Genomic DNA, 17719 nt, shown 5'->3' on the forward strand with positions numbered 1-17719 from the left:
AAGCGCGCCGACAGTTGAATCTTGAGTAGGTCATTGGAAGCTTCCACTGGTGTACAAAAACGTTAGCTTACATCACAAAGACTGTTATCTTTGCGAATTGTGCGACTGTTTCGCCAGCGATGTTGGTCTCGCGTTCTCTTGATTGGTAGGAGTTTTGGATGGGTGAGATTTACATCGAATACGAGTACTGGATAGCGGTTTTTCAGCTTGTGATGGCTATGTTGGGTATGGGCGCAACACTGACCCTGGCGCACTTCCGGGATGTACTTCTGGAGCCGCGAGCAGTGACCGTCGGTATTGTGATTCAGGTAGTACTCGTTCCGCTTATCGCTTTTTTGTGTATCTGGTCCTTGGGCGTGGTAGGCGGCGTTGCCGTCGGGATCGCACTGATTGCTGCTATCCCGGGTGGTACTACGTCAAACATTTTTACCCACTTCGCACGAGGCAATACGGCGCTGTCGATCACCATCACAGCGCTTACAACTCTGGCGTGCTTGGTGACGACGCCGCTAATTCTGGGCTTGCTAATCGCACAATACATGCCCGACGACTTTGTGATGCCGCGTCAGCGCGTGATGATAGAGATAGCGATGACGCTGCTCCTCCCATTGGCGGTTGGCATGGGGTACCTGCGTTGTTTCCCGCGGACAGCAGAGGCTTTTTCGAAGCTGTGCGTGCGTAGTTCACTGCTAGGAATAGCGGCTATTATTGTTGGGTCGTCCATGTCTGGCCGTTTGGATGTGGGGGCCTTTGGGCTCTCAAACCTCGGTGTCATTATCCTCTTCATCTTGGCGCTCGTGCTTGCCAGTATTCTGGCTTGCAAAATTCTGGGCTTGTCCAGCGTCGACGCTACGGCTATCGATATGGAGGTAGTGGTACGCAACATTAACCTCGGCGTGTTGATCAAGGCATCCTTGTTTCCAGCGATTACGGGACAGCCTGACCCTATGGGGGATTTCGTGCTGTTTTCTCTGCTGGTTTATGGGGGTGTGCAAATGTTGGTGGCTGCTGTGTTCATTGTGCTACGAAGACCAAAGCATGCCTGACAGCGTTGATTTTTTAGAGTTTCGCTTTACTCGATGCCACTAGTCGCCAAAATCCTGCGGCTCACCGCAAAGCAACCCACAGCTTGACGATGTAAGAGTAGATTTCACGCACTAGCAATTATTTGGCGTGAGTCTGCAATCGTGGAAGCCCCTGCAACAGGTAAGTCATCACAATCCGGTCGATCTGGCTGGATTGATATGTTCACGCGTCATCGTCTAGCCGCAAACCTCCTCATGGTAATCATGCTGATGGCCGGCGTTTGGGGCGGTATCAAGATCAAGGTTCAGATGAACCCCGACCAGAGCTGGAATGTTGCTGAAGTCGAATTGCAATGGCCTGGAGCCTCTGCCGAAGACATGGAAAAGCTCGTTACCAATCCGGTGGAGCATCAGCTCCGCGGTTTGGAAGGGGTGGAGCGACTCAACTCCTGGACTCGTAACGGTATCGCATGGGTTCAGCTTCGTTTTGACCGTCACGTAGAAATCAATAACGCTGTAGACACTATCAAGCAGCGCATAGCTTTGGTTCGCGATTTACCTGTGAATCTCGAGCCGCCGAGAGTGGCAATCGACCGTTGGTACGAGACTGTCGCGGCGGTCTTCCTTACAGGCCCCGACAATTTCACTGAGCTAGCGCCTTTAGCGCATGAAGCCGAGCGACAGCTCCGAGCTCTTGGTGCAGATGTGGTGGAGCTGCGTGGCCTTCCCCAGGAAGAAATCGCCATCGAAATCGACGGCTTAACGCTCGTGGAAATGAACGCGAGTATCGTTGATATTGCGCAGTCCGTGGCTAGGCTGAGTAACGACACTCCCGCAGGGACTATCGGTGCAGGGCAGGGGCGACGCCAGATTCGGTCCATGGATCAGCAACGAAGTGTGCGAGGCTTTGAAGAGCTCCCCATCGCATCAACTACGGGCGATCAGTTGGCGCAACTGGGTGACATAGCGCATATCGAGCGCCGCGCCATCGAAAATCAGCGCTATTCCTTAATTGAGGGTAAGCCTGCTATCGAACTTCGTGTGCGCCGGGGTGACAGCTCTGACACCTTTGATGCGGCCAACGTTATCAAGACCTGGCGGGCGCAGCAGGAGGAGTCTCTCCTGGCCCGGGGCGTAGAAACAAAAGTATTCATCGAAGCATGGCGTTTCGCCGCTGACACCATGGGTCTCGTGTTGCGCAACGGAGTATCGGGGCTGTGCCTGGTGCTGGCAATGTTGTTCTTATTTTTGAATCTTCGTGTAGCAGGCTGGGTTGCATTGGGCATTCCAGTCTCCTTTGCGGGCGCCTTGCTTCTATTTTATGGCTTTGGCGGAAGCCTGAATTTTCTCTCGATGATCGGTTTGGTTATGGCCTTGGGTATCGTCGTTGATGACGCCATTGTCGTTGGTGAGCATTCCCTTTGGCAGTTTGAAAATGGGTTGGGACCGGAAGAGGCCGCAGTTGTTGGCGCCCAGCGTATGTTCGCACCGATTGTGGCATCTAGCTTAACCACTATGGCTGCATTCCTACCGCTGGTTATTGTGAACAGCGACGACATTCGTGAGATTCCGATACTCATGTTGTGCGTCATCCTCGCCTCGCTCGTAGAGTGCTTTTTGATTATGCCGGGTCATCTTAAGCACTCCTTTCGGCGCATGGAAGAAGACAAAAAACCTACGCCGGCATTACGTAAAGCCTTTGATGAGCGCTTTGAGCGTTTCCGGGAAAACTGGGTACTTCCACTCCTCAACTGGTGTCTGGTACACCGCCGTGTGGCGATTACTGCAGCGACCAGCGCCTTCCTTGTTGCGATTAGTTTGGTCGCAATGAGCTATATCAAGTTCGATCTAAACATGAATATCAATTTCGAATTTGCAGAAGCCAATATTCAGTTCACAGCGGATGCGGATGCTGACCAGCGCCAGGCCTATCTCGAGGCCCTTGAAGATCAAGTTAAGTCTACCGATGAGCATTTTGGTGGCGGGAACATCGTCGCGCGTTGGGTACAGCTGAATGGCGCCACGATTAGCAGGGATCGTAGAGACGGTCCTGAGTTCGCCAGCGTATTTGTTGAATTGACCTCGCCAGAGTCTCGCGAAGTCAGTCTGGCCAAGTTCCTTGAGCACTGGCAGTCGTCGATTCCGGAGTCGACTATCGTTGAACAACTACAGATAGAGCAGGGTGATCAGCCCTGGCCGGAGATAGAGCTGACCTTTAGCGGTGACGATACTACCGCGCTCAAGGGAGCGGCAGATGAGCTGGCCGCAGTCATGCGCACAATGCCGGGAGTAAACAACGTTCACGACGACCTGCCCTATGGTCGCGATCAATGGGTATTCAACCTCACTCCCGAAGGCCGGGCCTTGGGCCTTTCATCTACAGAAGTAGGGCGTCAGGTGCGCACGGCTTTTGAAGGAGAGCGCATTCAGTTGTTTACGCAGGACGATGCTGAACTGGAGGTGCGTGTATCTCTTCCCAGTCAGGATCGTCATCGTTTGACGAGTCTCGCGCGGCTCCCGGTTACGACCCCAACCGGCGAGATCCTTCCCTTGTCTACGGTAGCGAATATCGAGAGTCGTCGGGGTATCGACAAGATCAATCACGTGAATGGCGTCCAGACGGTTGCTGTACGGGCCTACCCCGACAAGTCCATCACGACTGCCGACGCCGTTATCAATGAGCTTGAAGCCGACATCATGCCTTCGATAGCAAGTAAGTGGGGCGTGAGTCCGGGCAAGGGGTTCTGGGCGAACGAGCAGAGCCAACTCTTGCGCGAAATGTTTATCGGTTTTTTGATAACCCTTTTACTGATTTACATAATTCTGGCCTGGACGCTGCATTCCCTGACTTGGCCCCTGGCGATTATGTTTGCCATACCTTTCGGTTTGACGGGCGCCTTACTTGGCCTCTGGGGCATGGGCTTTAACATTACACCGCTCGCGTTCCTAGGCATTTTTACCCTTACCGGGGTAATCGTGAACGATTCCATTATTCTTGTGACCGCCTACCGCGACCATCGCTATTCCGGCATGAAAGCCGATGAGGCGATTACCGAAGCTGTGCGCCAACGCCTGCGTCCCGTACTGCTCACCTCTTTAACCACGGGCTTGGGTCTGGTTCCCATGATGCTGGAGTCTTCGCTGATGGGAGCTGCATTTATTCCCCTCGCTACCGTGATTTGTTTCGGCATGCTTTACGGCACCGGCCTGATACTGCTGGTTATCCCCGCAATCCTCTCGGCGCTCGAAAGCTGCGAATTATCCTGGCGTCGCCTCCAAAGCCGCGCTAACGACCTGAAAAATCCTGCACTTGGAGCACCTGGCTCATGAACCTCCTAACAATGCTTTCGTCCCCCTTTCGACGCATAGTCCGCTGGCTGCATGGCAGTGTCCTCGGGCGCTATGTGCGAGCGCTCAGTGCGTCCGCGAGGATCAGTTTGTCGATCCTATTGGGATCGATGGTAGCTATCTTAGGTCTGAGTGCGTTTTCCAGTCCTGAATTGGAGGTAGATGCGACTCCCGAGGCCATTCCCGTCGTTGCGCGGCCTGCGGAACTTGAATCGCTCTCTCCTGAGATACATGTCTTTGGGCGTGTGGAGAATCCGAATACAACAGCCTTACGGGCCGCCACGCTAGCCTACGTGACTCAGGTCAATGTGCGAGAGGGTCAAAAGGTGGCTGCTGGAGATCTCTTGCTGCGCCTTGACGATCGAGACGCGCAGTTATCGGTTCGCCGCAATGAGGCTGCGCTTACAGAGGCTCGAGGCGAGTATGAGCGCCTTCAAGCGCAACAGGGAGCTGAAACGAAGAACGCTGAGCATCAGCGACGGCTTTTTGAGCTGACGGTTAAAAGGCAAGAGCGATTTCAGACACTGTATAAAAAAGGGCAGATTTCCGTCACGGACTACGATGCGCTTGAGCAGCAGCGTCTGGAAATGGAAATGGCGCTGAACCAACAGGAAATGTTGCTCGCCAGCCACAAAGCGCAGCGTGCCTCGACGCAGGCTAGGGTTACCCGTGCGGAAACCGATCTTCAGGAAAGTATGCTGAACCTTGAGCGTCTATCTCTGGTCGCGCCGTTTGACGGAACTGTGATAGCAATTGACGCCGCGATAGGCGCCAGGATCGACGCAGGCCAAACAGTAATGTCTTTGTTTAACACCGATTCACAGCAAGTTCGCGTATCTCTTCCTGAGCGCGACGCTACGGCATTGCATGCCGCTGTGAGCAACGGTCAGGGCATAGGCGCAGATGCTCGAGTGGGCGGTGAGTGGGTAAGGCTGGAGCTACTGGAAATAGGTGCTCAAGTTCGCAGTGGACGAGCGGGTACTGACGTCTTGTTTGCATCGCCGGCTAATAGCGAGTTAGCGCTGGGTCGCGCAGTGGATGTGCGGATTACCTTACCTCCCCAAGAGGGTCTGATTGAGGTGCCTCTACAAAGCGTCTACGCCGACCGTATTGTGTACACCGTTGAGGACGAAATGCTCAAGTCTGTGGATATCCAACGTATAGGTATTCGCGAGGATTCTGAGGGCAATATGAGCCTTTTGATCCGTGCGAACGATCTCAAGGCTGGTGAGCCCCTCGTAGTGTCGTCACTCAGCAGAGCGGGGTCGGGCGCACGAGTCACGATTCTTGGTGCTCAGGATTCAGAAACGGATATAGATTCAACGCTTGATGCTTTGGAGGCGCTCGATGCTCCCGAGGCCCTGGTGGTCCGCTAAAAAAAACCGACGTGCAGCATGGGCGATAGCGGAAGCGCTCCCTAAAGCCCCTGCAAGTTGTTGTTGAATGTGGGAACATGAAGAGCTTCTTGCTTGTAGATAGAGGCTTTCACATTCATGCAACAACAAACCATGCAACAACGATCTTTACAGCAACACGAGATAGATGATCAGGTTTTTGAGCTCTATGACGAATATTGTCATGGCAAACTCAATCGCAGACAGTTTTTTGAGCGCGCTGCAGCCCTAACGATTGCCGGCGCCTCCGCGCTGAGCATGGCCAAGGCGTTGATTCCCAACTACGCCAAAGCACAGGAAGTGCTGTTCACGGACGAGCGTATCAAAGCGACCTGGATTGACTATGAGTCCCCTGGGGGAAGCTCAGGCGCGATGCGTGGATATCTCGCACAGCCGGTCGGAGACGGCCCTTTTCCCGCGGTATTGGTTATGCACGAAAACCGTGGCCTCAATCCTTACATACAAGATGTCGCTCGTCGCTTTGCTGTCGCTGGTTTTCTCGCTCTTGCGCCTGATGGTTTGGCACCTATTGGAGGCTACCCGGGTAACGACGATGATGGCCGCGCGATGCAGCGAACGCTTGACCAGGCCAAGCTTCGCCAAGATATGGTGAACAGTGCACGGTTCGTCAAACGTCACCCCCTTTCCACGGGTAAGTTAGCGGCCACGGGCTTTTGCTGGGGTGGCGGTACGACCAATTTTCTCGCCACCGAGCTGGGTGATGAACTCCAGGCAGCGGCACCATTTTATGGCGCTGCGGCTGATACGGCGAAGGTTCCAAACATCAGTGCTGCGGTGCAGGTGCATTACGCCGAGAACGACGAACGGGTCAACGCCATGCGAGCGGATTACGAATCGGCTCTAGTAGCCCACGGTGCGACTTACGAAATGCATGTGTACCCAGGAACGCGCCACGGCTTTCACAACTACTCTACGCCTCGTTATGACGTAGAGGCAGCGAAGCTCGCCTGGACCAGGATGGTGGCTTTTTTCCATCAACACCTGGCTTGATAGCACCGCGTTCGGCATTCGGCTAAGCTGAGCAATAGAAGGGTAGCTGGGAGTCCAGGTCACGGGGCGTTCAGAGCGTGGAAAGTACTCGAAACAGGCTATGCAGGATCAATAAATACTAGTGTTTGCCTGCTTGAGCTTAAAAACAGTTTGGTGAGTGAAAGACAAGCGAATAATTTTGAGGGAGAGAATAATGGTGTTAAAAAAACTCATGGGTGCGTTTGCCACGTTTGCGTTGGCGGCGGCAAGTTTCACCGCCGCCGCGGCTGATAAGCCAAACATCCTGGTCATCTGGGGCGATGATGTAGGTCAGTCCAATATCAGCGCTTATACCCGCGGTGTAATGGGATATCAGACGCCGAACATCGATCGCATAGCCAGTGAGGGCATGTTGTTCACCGACTATTACGGTGAGCAGTCCTGCACTGCCGGTCGATCTTCATTCATCATGGGGCAGTCAGTTTTTCGGACAGGCTTATCAAAAGTTGGTTTGCCCGGCGCTGAGTTGGGTATGCAGGAAGAAGATCCTACTATTGCCGGACTGCTGAAAAACCATGGCTATGTAACGGGCCAGTTCGGTAAGAATCACCTAGGCGATAAAGACGAGCACCTGCCCAGTAACCATGGTTTTGATGAGTTCTTTGGGAACCTCTACCACTTGAATGCTGAGGAAGAGCCCGAGAATTACGATTATCCAACTGACCCGGAATTCCGTCGCAAGTATGGCCCTAGAGGGGTCATCAACTCCTTTGCCGATGGCCGAATCGAGGATACGGGCCCTCTCACTAAAAAACGTATGGAGACAGTCGATGATGAAACCGTCGCTGCCGCCAAAGCTTTTATTGAGAAGTCTGTGGCAGATGACAAGCCGTTTTTCGTGTGGTGGAGCGGTACCAGAATGCACTTTCGCACGCACGTTGCGGACAACAAGATGTCGTCCTGTAAAGCGATGTATCCGCGAGCAGATGAATACACCTGCGGCATGGTTGAGCATGATCTGCACATCGGAGAATTTTTAACGCTCCTTGATGACCTGGGCATCGCGGATAACACTTTGGTGTTTTACTCCACCGATAACGGCGTGCACATGAATACCTGGCCTGACGCGGGTATGACGCCTTTCCGTGGAGAGAAGAATACCAATTGGGAAGGCGGCTGGCGTGTACCTGCAGCGGTTCGGTGGCCTGGCAAAATTGAGGCGGGATCCGTCTCCAACGAGATCATGCACCACATGGACTGGTTGCCTACGTTTCTTGCGGCGGCGGGCGAGCCTGACGTGAAGAGCAAGCTGCTAGAGGGTCATCGCGCCATTGGGCGTAAGTACAAGGTGCATCTGGATGGTTATAATTTCTTACCGTTCCTCACGGGGGAAACCACAGAGACGCCACGAAACGAGATCTTTTACTTCTCCGACGATGGTGATCTGATGGCGCTGCGTTACAACGACTGGAAGCTGGTGTTCCTGGAGCAGCGTGTTGCCCAGACCTTGCAAGCTTGGTCTGAGCCTTTTGTCGAATTGCGACTGCCACTGATTTTTAATCTGCGACGGGATCCTTATGAACGGGCTCAACTGACCTCCAATACCTATTACGATTGGATGATTGATCGCGCCTATCTGCTGGTCCCTGCCCAAGACTATGTGGGGCAATTCTTAACGACTTTTCAGAAGTACCCTCCTAGACAAAAGGCGGCAAGCTTCTCTCTGGAACAGGTGATGGAAAAACTCACTTCGCCACCAGGGGCTCCATGAAGATGAGTGCTTGAGTATCGATGTTTCGAAGTAGGGGCCTGAGGGCCCCTTTTTTGTGGCAGATTACTAATCAGCGGCTTCTGGACGACTAGCACTACTTACTGCGCTCGCTAGGGTGGGGGACGCTTGCTCCGTAAGTAGTGCTAGTCGTCCAAGTTTGGAGCTACGAAAGTGCCTTGTGTCATCGGCATCGGCATCGGCATTGGCACCGACGGCAGGCAAGCTGCTGCTATGCGCGAAGCGAGCGTCCCCCAATCTAGCGAGAGCAGCGGATCGGAGCAGCTTGCCGGACTCGAGAGGCTATCGGATCAGGGCAGCCTGCCGAATTCGAGAGCTTAGCGAATCGGAGCAGCTTGCCGGATAGGAGTGACTAGCGTCACGCTGACAAGTACCTTGCTCTATGGAGTTGTTTCGCCATCGACTTCGACAATCATCTCTATCTCCACAGCCTGCCCCCGGGGAAGCGATGCCATACCAACGGCTGCTCGGGCGTGGCGACCACGCTCGCCAAAGACTTCCACAATGAGATCGGAGAAGCCATTGATTACTGCGGGTTGCTCGACGAAGTCAGGGTCAGAATTCACCATGCCCAATACCTTCACCACTCGGGTGACGCGGTTCAGGTCTCCGAGCATAGCTTTGAGCACGGCCATTTGATTTATGGCGGTGAGCCTAGCCGCCTCATAGCCTTCTTCGATGCTCAGATCTTTGCCGAGTTTGCCGGATACCTCGCTGCCGTCTGCGCGCTTGGGACCTTTGCCAGCAAGAAAGATGAGATTGCCGGTCTGCACACCATTGACGTAATTGGCGACGGGGCTGGGCGCTGCGGGCAGCGTGATACCGAGCTCCAAGAGTCTCTCCTCGGGAGAGTGGTTGTCAGCACTGTTCTCGGCGGCTTGCGTGGGGAAGCTGGCCATCATGCAACAGGCTACTAGAAGTGTTGTATATCGACGGAGTAACTGCTGGATCTCACTTACTCTGGTCTGGTGCTGTGCTGTGTTGTTACGTTGTCGTATTGGCAAAGGGTACTCCCTTAAGATTCGTGGCCCAATTTTGTTGCTTCCCGCATCTCAAGATCCAGCGCCTCTGCAGCATGAGATCGTGGACGGGCGAAGCGCGCAACACCAAGATACAGTATGGGAGTGAGGTAGAGAGTAAACAAAGCTGTGAGTCCCAAACCACCAAAGACGACCCAACCCACTGCGGCGCGCGCCTCTGCGCCAGGGCCACTGGAAAGAATGAGCGGAAGGGCTCCCAGCACCGTTGATACCAGTGTCATGGTGATAGGGCGCAATCTCACCGCCGCGGCCTCAGCTACGGCTTCCTGGACGTTCCGCCCCTCATCTCTCAGTTGATCGGCAAACTCCACCAGCAAGATTCCATTCTTGGCGATCAGGCCAATCAGCATCACTAGTCCGACCTGTGAGTAAATGTTCAGACTTGTCCCCGTGAGGAACAAAGCGAGAATTGCGGACGCTAAGCCGAAGGGTACGACCGCCATGATCACAATGGCGCTGGTAAGGCTTTCGAACTGTGCCACTAGGACGAGGAAAACGATGAGCAGGGCAAATCCGTAGGTTATCAGCGTTTCTCGGCTGGATTCTTCTAAGGTGGCTGCCTCGCCCCTCGTCAGCACTTCAATGTCCTCGGGTATGACTTCGAGGGCAAGCGCTCTCAGCTCATCCACGGCGGTTTGCATGGCCACACCCTGAGCGACGTCCACATCGACCTCGATGGCCCTCCGCTGCGATTGACGTTCGAGCTCGCTCGCGACGCCTTCTTCAACAATTTCTACCACGCTGGAGAGGGGTACCAGTGCGCCGCTGCCAGCACGAACGTAAAGGTTGGCCAAATCCCCGGGGTCATCTACCGCTCGCGCACCGCCCTCAAGCATGATGGGTACCGCCTGGTCGTCGATATTCAGATCAATGACGTCAAGGCCATCAATCATCGCTCGGAGGGTTTCCGCCAGTTCCGGAAGCGCAATACCAAGATCCGCGAGTCGTCGACGATCAATGCGCACCGACAGTTGAGGCTGAGTGGGTTGATAGCCAACCCGAGGGCCACTGACGCTGGTGAGACGATCACGAATTGCGTCCGCGTAATCACGTGCGGCTCTATAGATACGGCTGTATTCGTTACCAGTGAGAACAATTTTGAGCCCCCCGCCGGATGCGCCGCGGAGGTTGAGACTGTTACTGCTGTAAACACGCGGTCCAGCGCCAGGAAGGTTTCGTAATATAGGCGCTATCTCCGCGGCTATCTCCTGCTGGCTTCGGGCGCGCTCATCCCAGTGGGCGAGGGGAGCGCTGATGAAAACGAGGTTGGGATCATAGCGACCGACCACGGTGTAAAGTGATGTGATTTCACCGCTTTCGACGAGGGGAAGTAACACGTCTTCCATACGATCAGCTTGACGGCTCATGTAGGGCAAGCCCACGCCATCGGGTCCTCGAGCGAAGATATTGATTTCGCCGCGATCTTCGCTTGGGAGTAACTCCTGATCGAGTTGGAGGTATAGCGCTCCCGCGCCTCCAGCGCCTAGTAGACAAAGTGCAAGAACAGGCCATGGGTGTGTAAGAACTGCGTGGAGGCTGCGGCTGTAAAAGGCTTGCAGGCTGCCACCCATGCGCCGCATTTGCCGGTCGAAGCTACCCTCAGTGGAGGTCCCCAGTCGGGCCATTGCAGCCGGTACTAAAGAGAGTGCGACAAAGGATGAGATTGCAACAGCGACGGCGAGTACAAGGCCAAACTCGCGAAACAAGCGACCGGCCGTTCCAGGCAAAAATGCAATGGGTACGAAGACCGCCACAAGGACGATAGTGGTTGCAATAACCGCAAAAAAGACCTGCCTTGTGCCTAGTACGGCGGATGCATTGGCGCCTAAACCCTGTTGGCGACGGCGCTGGATGTTCTCGAGCACAACAATCGCGTCATCCACAATGAGTCCAGTTGCGAGCACCAAAGCGAGTAGAGTGAGAATATTGATAGAAAAGCCGAGCATCCAAATCGCTGCGGCTGTGCCCAACAGGGACACGGGTATGGCGATCGCAGGGACGAGGGTTAACCGCCAAGAACCGGAAAACACTCTAATGGTGGCAACAACAACCAGTACGGCGAGGAGCAAACTTAGTAAAACTTCTTTGACAGCTCCGCGAATAAAGATCGCATTGTCAGAAATCTTTTCAAGGGTTAGATCATCAAAGCGGGCGTTGAGTTGAGCGATAGCCCGGTCAGCGCCGGCGGCGATTTCAATGGTGTTGGAGCCTGCTTGGCGCACTACGCCGATGCCTACTACCCGCTGACCATTCAGGCGCACGATAGATTCAGCGTCGGCGGGGGAGAAGGCGACGTCTGCAACGTCACCAATACGTACCGTGCCCGTGATGATCGTATCGGAAACTTGTGCCTCGGTGACCACGGAGGCGTCTGCTCGAACCAGCAGCTGTTGGTCACCTCCGCGAAAGCTGCCCGCAGGCACATCCAGGGGCGCATCACGCAACACCGCAGCGACATCGCTTACCGTTAGTCCATAACTCGCTAGGCGAAGAGGATCAATGATGACGCGCAGTGTTCTCTGTCGACTGCCAAACAGCGGTACGTCGGCGACACCGGGGAGCGCTAGAAACGCGGGCACAATGTCCTGTTCAACGATCCTAGTTAAGGCTTCTTCACTGTAGCGCGTCGTACGTACAGCAACGCGCACAACCTCTTCGGCATCCTCGTCCGCTTTGTAAACCGCTAGCTGTTCAACGTCATCGGGAAGGTCGCGGACGGTTTGACTGATTGCTTCGCGAACGTCGGTGGCTGCGCGGTCAAGGTTATATCCCGGCCCAAACTCGGCGCGGATACGGGTACTGTTTTCCTCGCTGGATGAGCGAATGTCGGTCACGCCCGACACTCTAGCGACAGCACCCTCTAGAATACGTGTTACTTCTGCATCCATGGTTTCAGGCGAGCCGCCGGGAAGTTGAGCCCGAACGTTAATGATTGGTCGGTCCACGTCCGGGAGTTCTCGAACCTCGATGGCGAGAAGTGCAGCCAGACCAGCGATTGCGATGAGCATGTTCATCACCGCCACTAACCATGGGCGTCGAACGCCTAGTGCCGGAAGATCGTTACCACTATTGCTGAGTTCAGAGTTGCTCATGATGCGCTAGCCCTCATTGGCAGCGGGCATCAATACACCTCGGGCATCTCGCGCAAGGGCCTCGGCATCCATGGTGCGAACGGCAATTCCGTTTCGCATGGACTGTACTCCCTCGCCGACCACCAAGGCGCCTTCGGGGACCCTGGCATCGACCAGAACCCTTCCTTCCTGTCTTTGGACGAGGGTGGCAGGTACGCGCCTCGCCGTGTCATTTTCTACAATCCAGATGTATGCGCCTTCGGCGCCCCATTGGAGAGCTACTTCCGGAACCGCTGGGAAAGCTTTGCCAGTAAGATTTAGCTCGACTCTGAAACTCATGCCCGGTCGCAGCAAGTCGTTTGTATTGGGTACTTCAGCGCGCGCCGTGAAGGCGCGAGAGAGAGGATCTACGCGGGAGCCAAGATCTACCACGGTTCCTCGCGCTTCGGTTCGCTCGGCGCTCCACACCTCGATGCGCACGGGATCGCCGGTTTGCAGTCGTCCTACAAAGGCTTCTGGTACATCAAATCTTACGAGCAACACGCTGCGATCATCGATCGTGGTAATTTCTGTGGTGGCGTCTATACGGTCTCCGGCATCGATATCGGTGATGCCCACGAAGCCATCAAAGGGAGCAGTGATGAATCGTCGCTGGAGGGCGATACTCGCACGGTCTCGTTCAATGCGCGTGCTATCAAGGGTAGTGCGAGCGGTGTCGATGGTAGTTTCGGGGACTGTTCGACCCACACTGCTATTGGCCTGCGTGTAGCGGTCAAGCATGCGCTTGGCGTCGGCGAAGCGCAGTTCAGCAAGTTCTAATGCGAGTTTTTCATCGCGTGAATCCAAGGCGACCAGGACATCGCCTTTTGTGACACGGTCACCTGGCTGAAAATTCACCTCAACGACTTCTCCAGCGACCTCTGGGAACAACGATACCGAGCGGTAAGCCCTTGCTGTTCCCACAGCCTCTACGCGCGTTTGCCGGGGCTTCAGTTGAACAGTTTCCACCACCACCGGTACTGCGGCTCTTCCGCGGCTTTCTTGTTGAAGGCTGTTGTCGTTGCTGCTGTCGCCGCATGCAACTAGTTGCATAGAAAGCGACAGAGTCAATGGTGTGTATATGAGCGCTCGCAGGGAGGGAGTCAGGTTGCGCTTACAGAACAACATTATTTTTCTCCGCTATCAGGCCCGGCAATCAGTTGCCACAGTTACAATGATACGCTCATTCAGCCCAGGGGGATTTCCCTTTATCCTGCGGGGATGCGACCGCACAGACGTGAGAACCTTAGGTTTTACCGAGGCCTCTGAGTCTTTCCTAAGGCTCGTCGGAAACACGAACCACCAGTTTTCCTAGATTTTTGCCCGTGAACAGACGCTCGAGAGAAGCGGGCGCATTTTCGAGCCCTTCGACGATGTCGGTCTCAAAGTTAATCTTGCCTTCCATGAGCCAGCCTGCCATTGCCTGCATGCCCTCAGGAAAACGATCAAGGTAGTCTAGAATGATGAAGCCTTTTACCAGCGTACGTCGCATCAGCAAGTTAGCGAAGTTGTAAGGCCCAGGCGTCGCATCGGTATCGTTATAGCTCGAGATTAGGCCGCACAGAGGCATGCGTGAAAAGTCGTTAAGGCGCGCTATCACCGCGTCCATGATTTCTCCACCGACATTCTCGAAGTTGATATCAATGCCATCGGGGCAGTGAGTGTCTAAAGCTGCACCCACATCCTGTGTTTTGTAATTGATAGCAGCGTCAAAGCCGGCCTTTTCCGTGAGCCACTGACATTTGTCATCGGAACCAGCGATGCCAACAACGCGACAACCATGAATCTTGCCAATTTGACCGACCATGGATCCCACGGCGCCTGCGGCGGCGGATACGACTAGCGTGTCTCCGACCTTGGGTTTACCTATATCGGTAAGACCGAAGTACGCGGTCATACCCGTTGCGCCCAGCGGGCCCATAAAGGCAGTTAAGGGTAACCCGGGAATTGTTGGTAAAACATTCGCCATCTCCCCCGCGACGTCGTTGTAGAGAGCCCACTCAGCAAGTCCAGTGTTGACGATGGCGCCTTCTGCCACCTGCTCGAAGCGGCTCTCGACGACAACGCCAATACTCCCACCCCGCATGCCCTCACCAATTTCTACAGGAGGCAGGTAAGCATCGGCATCACTCATCCAAATACGGTTCGTAGGATCCAGAGAGAGGTAGATCGTTTTTACTCGAACATACCCGTCTGCCAGCTCTCCCAGCGGGCTTTCTACGAGCTCAAGATCGCTGTCTTTAATATCGCCTACAGGGCGTGCTCGTAAAACCCAGGTCTGATTGTTCGTCATAAGGTGTTCCTTGAATGTGTGTGCGTTGATTTTTCGTAAACAGAGTAATGCCTAAATGAGGCTGTCGATCATCATTTCGACGATGGCGGCAGCGGCCCAGGTAAGAGGGGGAAGTACAGTGAAAAGCAGGATACGTTTAAGCGCGTCGACATCAAAAGGCCAAGCGGGCGCCCGTGCTACACGTTCTCGCATATCCAGTATGGCGTCGAGTTGAAACAGGGCATCTGCATCAGCTGTAGCGATGTCGCCCTCGGTGATCGCATCGAGACGCGCATCGAGAGACGCTAAAGTCGCTCTCCGCTGTTCACGAATCCGCCTACGAATACCACGAAGAGGCAGCGCGATGATGCCGATCAGCGGTATGAGCCCCCCCAGAACACCGATGAGCACAGGGCCGTCCAGCGGGTTTTCTCCACCCAGGAATAGCAGTGCGTATGCACATAAAAGACTCGTCATCAGCAATGCAGGGCGGAGCGCTGCGGCCCCGAAAGCGGCGTGCCGTGATGGGCGGAGTAAGTCCGGGCTAGTAATCTGTCCCAAAGAAGAGAAGAGTCGGGCATTCATGATCAGCGGCGGGACCGTGACGAACATGGCAAGCCACAATAAGATGATGGCGATAAATTGAGGTACGGCAAATTCCCACGAAGAGCTTTGAATTTCCAGAACGTAAGAATGCCCTGCACCGGCAACGCATCCGAGTACTACCGCGAGCCAGACATCTTTTTTTGTAAAGCGGGCAAGGGCCAAGCTGGCGGCCTGAATGTCGTCGGACGACCATGGGATAACCCCGCAGAGGTCTTTTAGGTCTTGGGCGGCTCCTTGAAATACCGGTCTTGAAAACCCGGCGATGATGCCCAGGCTGATGCCAAAAAAAAGCGCTGAGCCCAAAATGTCATTGAATAAAGCGTTACTGAAGGTCATTCCCAGGAGAGGACACATCATCCCGCAGACGATCAGGAGTCCACAGAGCAAGCCAAAGGCACTGGGTGGCAAACGACTCCATCGCTGCAGCCGGAGTATAGGGAGCTCCGGGGCTAGGGATCGGGCGGTTAACTTCTCACCTAGGGCTGTCACGGGATTCTTAGATCAGCTACCAAAGGCGTAGGGGCCGCCTCGTTCGAGTGCGCGCTTGTAAGCGGGACGAGCGTGTATGCGATCCAGAAAGCCGTCCAGGTGCGGAAAACTCTCAAGCCCGTAAAGGAGCTTGCCTACCTGCGGAACAAACGAAAGTTGGATATCTGCTGCGCTAAATGTATCTGCGACAAACCAGTCCTGGTCCGCAAGCGCGCGATCCATGAATCCGAGGTGGTTGTCCAACTCACTGTTTATGCGTGGCTGTAGGAGCTCTCCGCCGTCGGGTAGGCGCCCCGTGTACATCTTCAGCATTAAAGGCAACATTGCGCTCCCTTCGGCATAATGCATCCACTGCAGGTAGTTCTCGTAGGCAGGTGTGCCGGGCTCGGGGGCGAGCTGTCCCTTGCCGTAGTGTCGGACGATGTAGTCGATGATGGCGCCGGACTCAATGACCGTGTTGACTTCATCGGTCAGTACCGGTGACTTGCCCAGGGGGTGTATCTCAAGAAGTTCGGGCGGAGCAAGATTTGTCTCCGCATCACGCTGGTAATTTCGGACGTCGTAGTCCACACCCAACTCTTCCAAAAGCCATAGTACGCGTTGAGAGCGTGAGTTATTGAGATGATGGACTGTGACCATTACTTATTTTCTCCGGTGAGTGAACTAGCACCCTATTGTACGCGCTGATTTGGCGTTTGGGCCGCAGGGCCTGCGGACAATTGTGGAGAGCGTTATCATCGTCTTTGGCCTATTGAATTGCAAAAGGGAAACACTCTTATGTCGACTGTTCGGTATGACACTCATGATCGTGTTGCAACCTTAACGCTCAATCGTCCAGAGCGTCTGAATGCTATTAACACAAGCCTGCCTGCAGACTTGAGAGCAGCGGTAGAGCGCGCGGATGAAGATGCCGACGTTCACGTGATTGTGCTTCAGGGTGCGGGTAAGGGTTTTTGTGGCGGCTATGATTTGGTGGAGTACGCGCAGACTCCGGGAGAAATGCACGGTAGTCAGGAAATGCCTTGGGACCCTACGCTGGACTACGCCATGATGTCTCGGAATACAGAAGATTTCATGTCCCTGTGGCGAGCAAGTAAGCCTACGATATGTAAAATTCATGGCGCGGCCGCGGCGGGTGGAAGTGATATTGCTCTGTGCTGCGACATGATTGTGATGGCCGATGACGCACGCATCGGCTATCCCCCGGCACGGGTCTGGGGGATACCAACAACTATGATGTGGGTGTATCGCTTAGGTATAGAGAACGCCAAGCGCATGCTGTTTACCGGTGATCTAATCTCCGGTGTAGAAGCCGCTGAGATGGGGTTGATTCAGGAGTCGGTACCTGAAGGTGAATTGGATGCGGCAGTGCAGGCGCTTTGCGATCGCATCAAGGGTGTTCCAAGAAATCAGTTGATGATGAGCAAAATGGTTGTCAACCAGGCCTACGAGGCGATGGGGCTGGCAAACACTCAACGCTTCGCTAACTTCTTTGACGGCATCGCCCGTCATTCCCCCGAGGGCCTGTGGTTTCGTGAACGCGCCGTGGATGTGGGTTTCAAACAGGCCGTGGCGGAACGAGACTCAGGAGACAACATTGCTGAGGGCGCGAGCAAAAATCTTGGGCCTGCCCGGCCCACTGAATAGCCGGGCCTG

General features: G+C 54.7%; 13 protein-coding genes. 7 read left to right on the forward strand and 6 right to left on the reverse strand.

Annotated elements, in window-relative coordinates; all coding sequences use genetic code 11:
- Positions 1-158 precede the first annotated feature (158 nt).
- The 6 genes from R0137_RS08640 to R0137_RS08665 all read left to right on the forward strand — a co-directional run bounded on the left by R0137_RS08640 (position 159) and on the right by R0137_RS08665 (position 8867).
- Positions 159-1046, forward strand: a complete 888-nt coding sequence (locus tag R0137_RS08640) for a bile acid:sodium symporter family protein (RefSeq protein WP_407326020.1) — start codon at positions 159-161, stop codon at positions 1044-1046.
- Positions 1047-1187: 141 nt separating this feature from the next.
- Entirely contained in the window at positions 1188-4355 is a 3168-nt protein-coding gene (locus R0137_RS08645) for an efflux RND transporter permease subunit (protein ID WP_407326021.1), read from the forward strand.
- The gene (locus tag R0137_RS08650; protein WP_407326022.1) at positions 4352-5749 is read left to right on the forward strand and encodes an efflux RND transporter periplasmic adaptor subunit; all 1398 of its coding nucleotides are present in this window, start codon (positions 4352-4354) and stop codon (positions 5747-5749) included. Before R0137_RS08645 ends, R0137_RS08650 begins: the two co-directional genes overlap by 4 nt.
- Positions 5750-5866: 117 nt before the next feature.
- On the forward strand, positions 5867-6778 hold the full coding sequence (locus R0137_RS08655) for a dienelactone hydrolase family protein (RefSeq protein ID WP_407326023.1): 912 nt from the start codon (positions 5867-5869) through the stop codon (positions 6776-6778).
- A gap of 193 nt (positions 6779-6971) precedes the next feature.
- On the forward strand, positions 6972-8528 hold the full coding sequence (locus R0137_RS08660; RefSeq protein WP_407326024.1) for an arylsulfatase: 1557 nt from the start codon (positions 6972-6974) through the stop codon (positions 8526-8528).
- Between the two features lie 171 nt (positions 8529-8699).
- Entirely contained in the window at positions 8700-8867 is a 168-nt protein-coding gene (locus R0137_RS08665; protein WP_407326025.1) for a hypothetical protein, read from the forward strand.
- Between the two features lie 59 nt (positions 8868-8926).
- Here R0137_RS08665 and R0137_RS08670 read toward each other — a convergent pair whose 3' ends face one another.
- The 6 genes from R0137_RS08670 to R0137_RS08695 form a co-directional block, all read right to left on the reverse strand.
- The gene (locus R0137_RS08670) at positions 8927-9448 is read right to left on the reverse strand and encodes a RidA family protein (protein ID WP_407326026.1); all 522 of its coding nucleotides are present in this window, start codon (positions 9446-9448) and stop codon (positions 8927-8929) included.
- 113 nt (positions 9449-9561) lie between these two features.
- A complete protein-coding gene (locus R0137_RS08675) occupies positions 9562-12678 on the reverse strand; it encodes an efflux RND transporter permease subunit (protein ID WP_407326027.1) in 3117 nt (1038 codons plus the stop codon).
- A gap of 6 nt (positions 12679-12684) precedes the next feature.
- A complete protein-coding gene (locus R0137_RS08680; RefSeq protein ID WP_407326028.1) occupies positions 12685-13749 on the reverse strand; it encodes an efflux RND transporter periplasmic adaptor subunit in 1065 nt (354 codons plus the stop codon).
- A 223-nt stretch (positions 13750-13972) separates the two neighbouring features.
- The gene (locus tag R0137_RS08685; protein ID WP_407326029.1) at positions 13973-14989 is read right to left on the reverse strand and encodes an NADP-dependent oxidoreductase; all 1017 of its coding nucleotides are present in this window, start codon (positions 14987-14989) and stop codon (positions 13973-13975) included.
- A 51-nt stretch (positions 14990-15040) separates the two neighbouring features.
- Positions 15041-16063 (reverse strand): hypothetical protein, encoded by a 1023-nt coding sequence (locus tag R0137_RS08690; protein ID WP_407326030.1) that lies wholly within the window; start codon positions 16061-16063, stop codon positions 15041-15043.
- Positions 16064-16075: 12 nt separating this feature from the next.
- Entirely contained in the window at positions 16076-16702 is a 627-nt protein-coding gene (locus tag R0137_RS08695; protein WP_407326031.1) for a glutathione S-transferase family protein, read from the reverse strand.
- 138 nt (positions 16703-16840) lie between these two features.
- Between R0137_RS08695 and R0137_RS08700 the strand changes: the two genes are divergently transcribed.
- Entirely contained in the window at positions 16841-17710 is an 870-nt protein-coding gene (locus tag R0137_RS08700) for a crotonase/enoyl-CoA hydratase family protein (RefSeq protein ID WP_407326032.1), read from the forward strand.
- Positions 17711-17719 lie beyond the last annotated feature (9 nt).

This window comes from Congregibacter brevis, from assembly GCF_045689245.1.
Taxonomy (GTDB): Bacteria; Pseudomonadota; Gammaproteobacteria; order Pseudomonadales; family Halieaceae; genus Congregibacter; species Congregibacter brevis.

Excerpts from the sequence above, each read along its gene's own strand:
- R0137_RS08640 (WP_407326020.1), top strand. The coding sequence starts at position 159 with ATGGGTGAGATTTACATCGAATACGAGTACTGGATAGCGGTTTTTCAG.
- R0137_RS08700 (WP_407326032.1), top strand. The coding sequence starts at position 16,841 with ATGTCGACTGTTCGGTATGACACTCATGATCGTGTTGCAACCTTAACG.
- R0137_RS08675 (WP_407326027.1), bottom strand. The coding sequence starts at position 12,678 with ATGAGCAACTCTGAACTCAGCAATAGTGGTAACGATCTTCCGGCACTA.
- R0137_RS08685 (WP_407326029.1), bottom strand. The coding sequence starts at position 14,989 with ATGACGAACAATCAGACCTGGGTTTTACGAGCACGCCCTGTAGGCGAT.
- R0137_RS08650 (WP_407326022.1), top strand. The coding sequence starts at position 4,352 with ATGAACCTCCTAACAATGCTTTCGTCCCCCTTTCGACGCATAGTCCGC.
- R0137_RS08680 (WP_407326028.1), bottom strand. The coding sequence starts at position 13,749 with ATGCAACTAGTTGCATGCGGCGACAGCAGCAACGACAACAGCCTTCAA.
- R0137_RS08670 (WP_407326026.1), bottom strand. The coding sequence starts at position 9,448 with ATGATGGCCAGCTTCCCCACGCAAGCCGCCGAGAACAGTGCTGACAAC.
- R0137_RS08655 (WP_407326023.1), top strand. The coding sequence starts at position 5,867 with ATGCAACAACAAACCATGCAACAACGATCTTTACAGCAACACGAGATA.
- R0137_RS08660 (WP_407326024.1), top strand. The coding sequence starts at position 6,972 with ATGGTGTTAAAAAAACTCATGGGTGCGTTTGCCACGTTTGCGTTGGCG.
- R0137_RS08695 (WP_407326031.1), bottom strand. The coding sequence starts at position 16,702 with ATGGTCACAGTCCATCATCTCAATAACTCACGCTCTCAACGCGTACTA.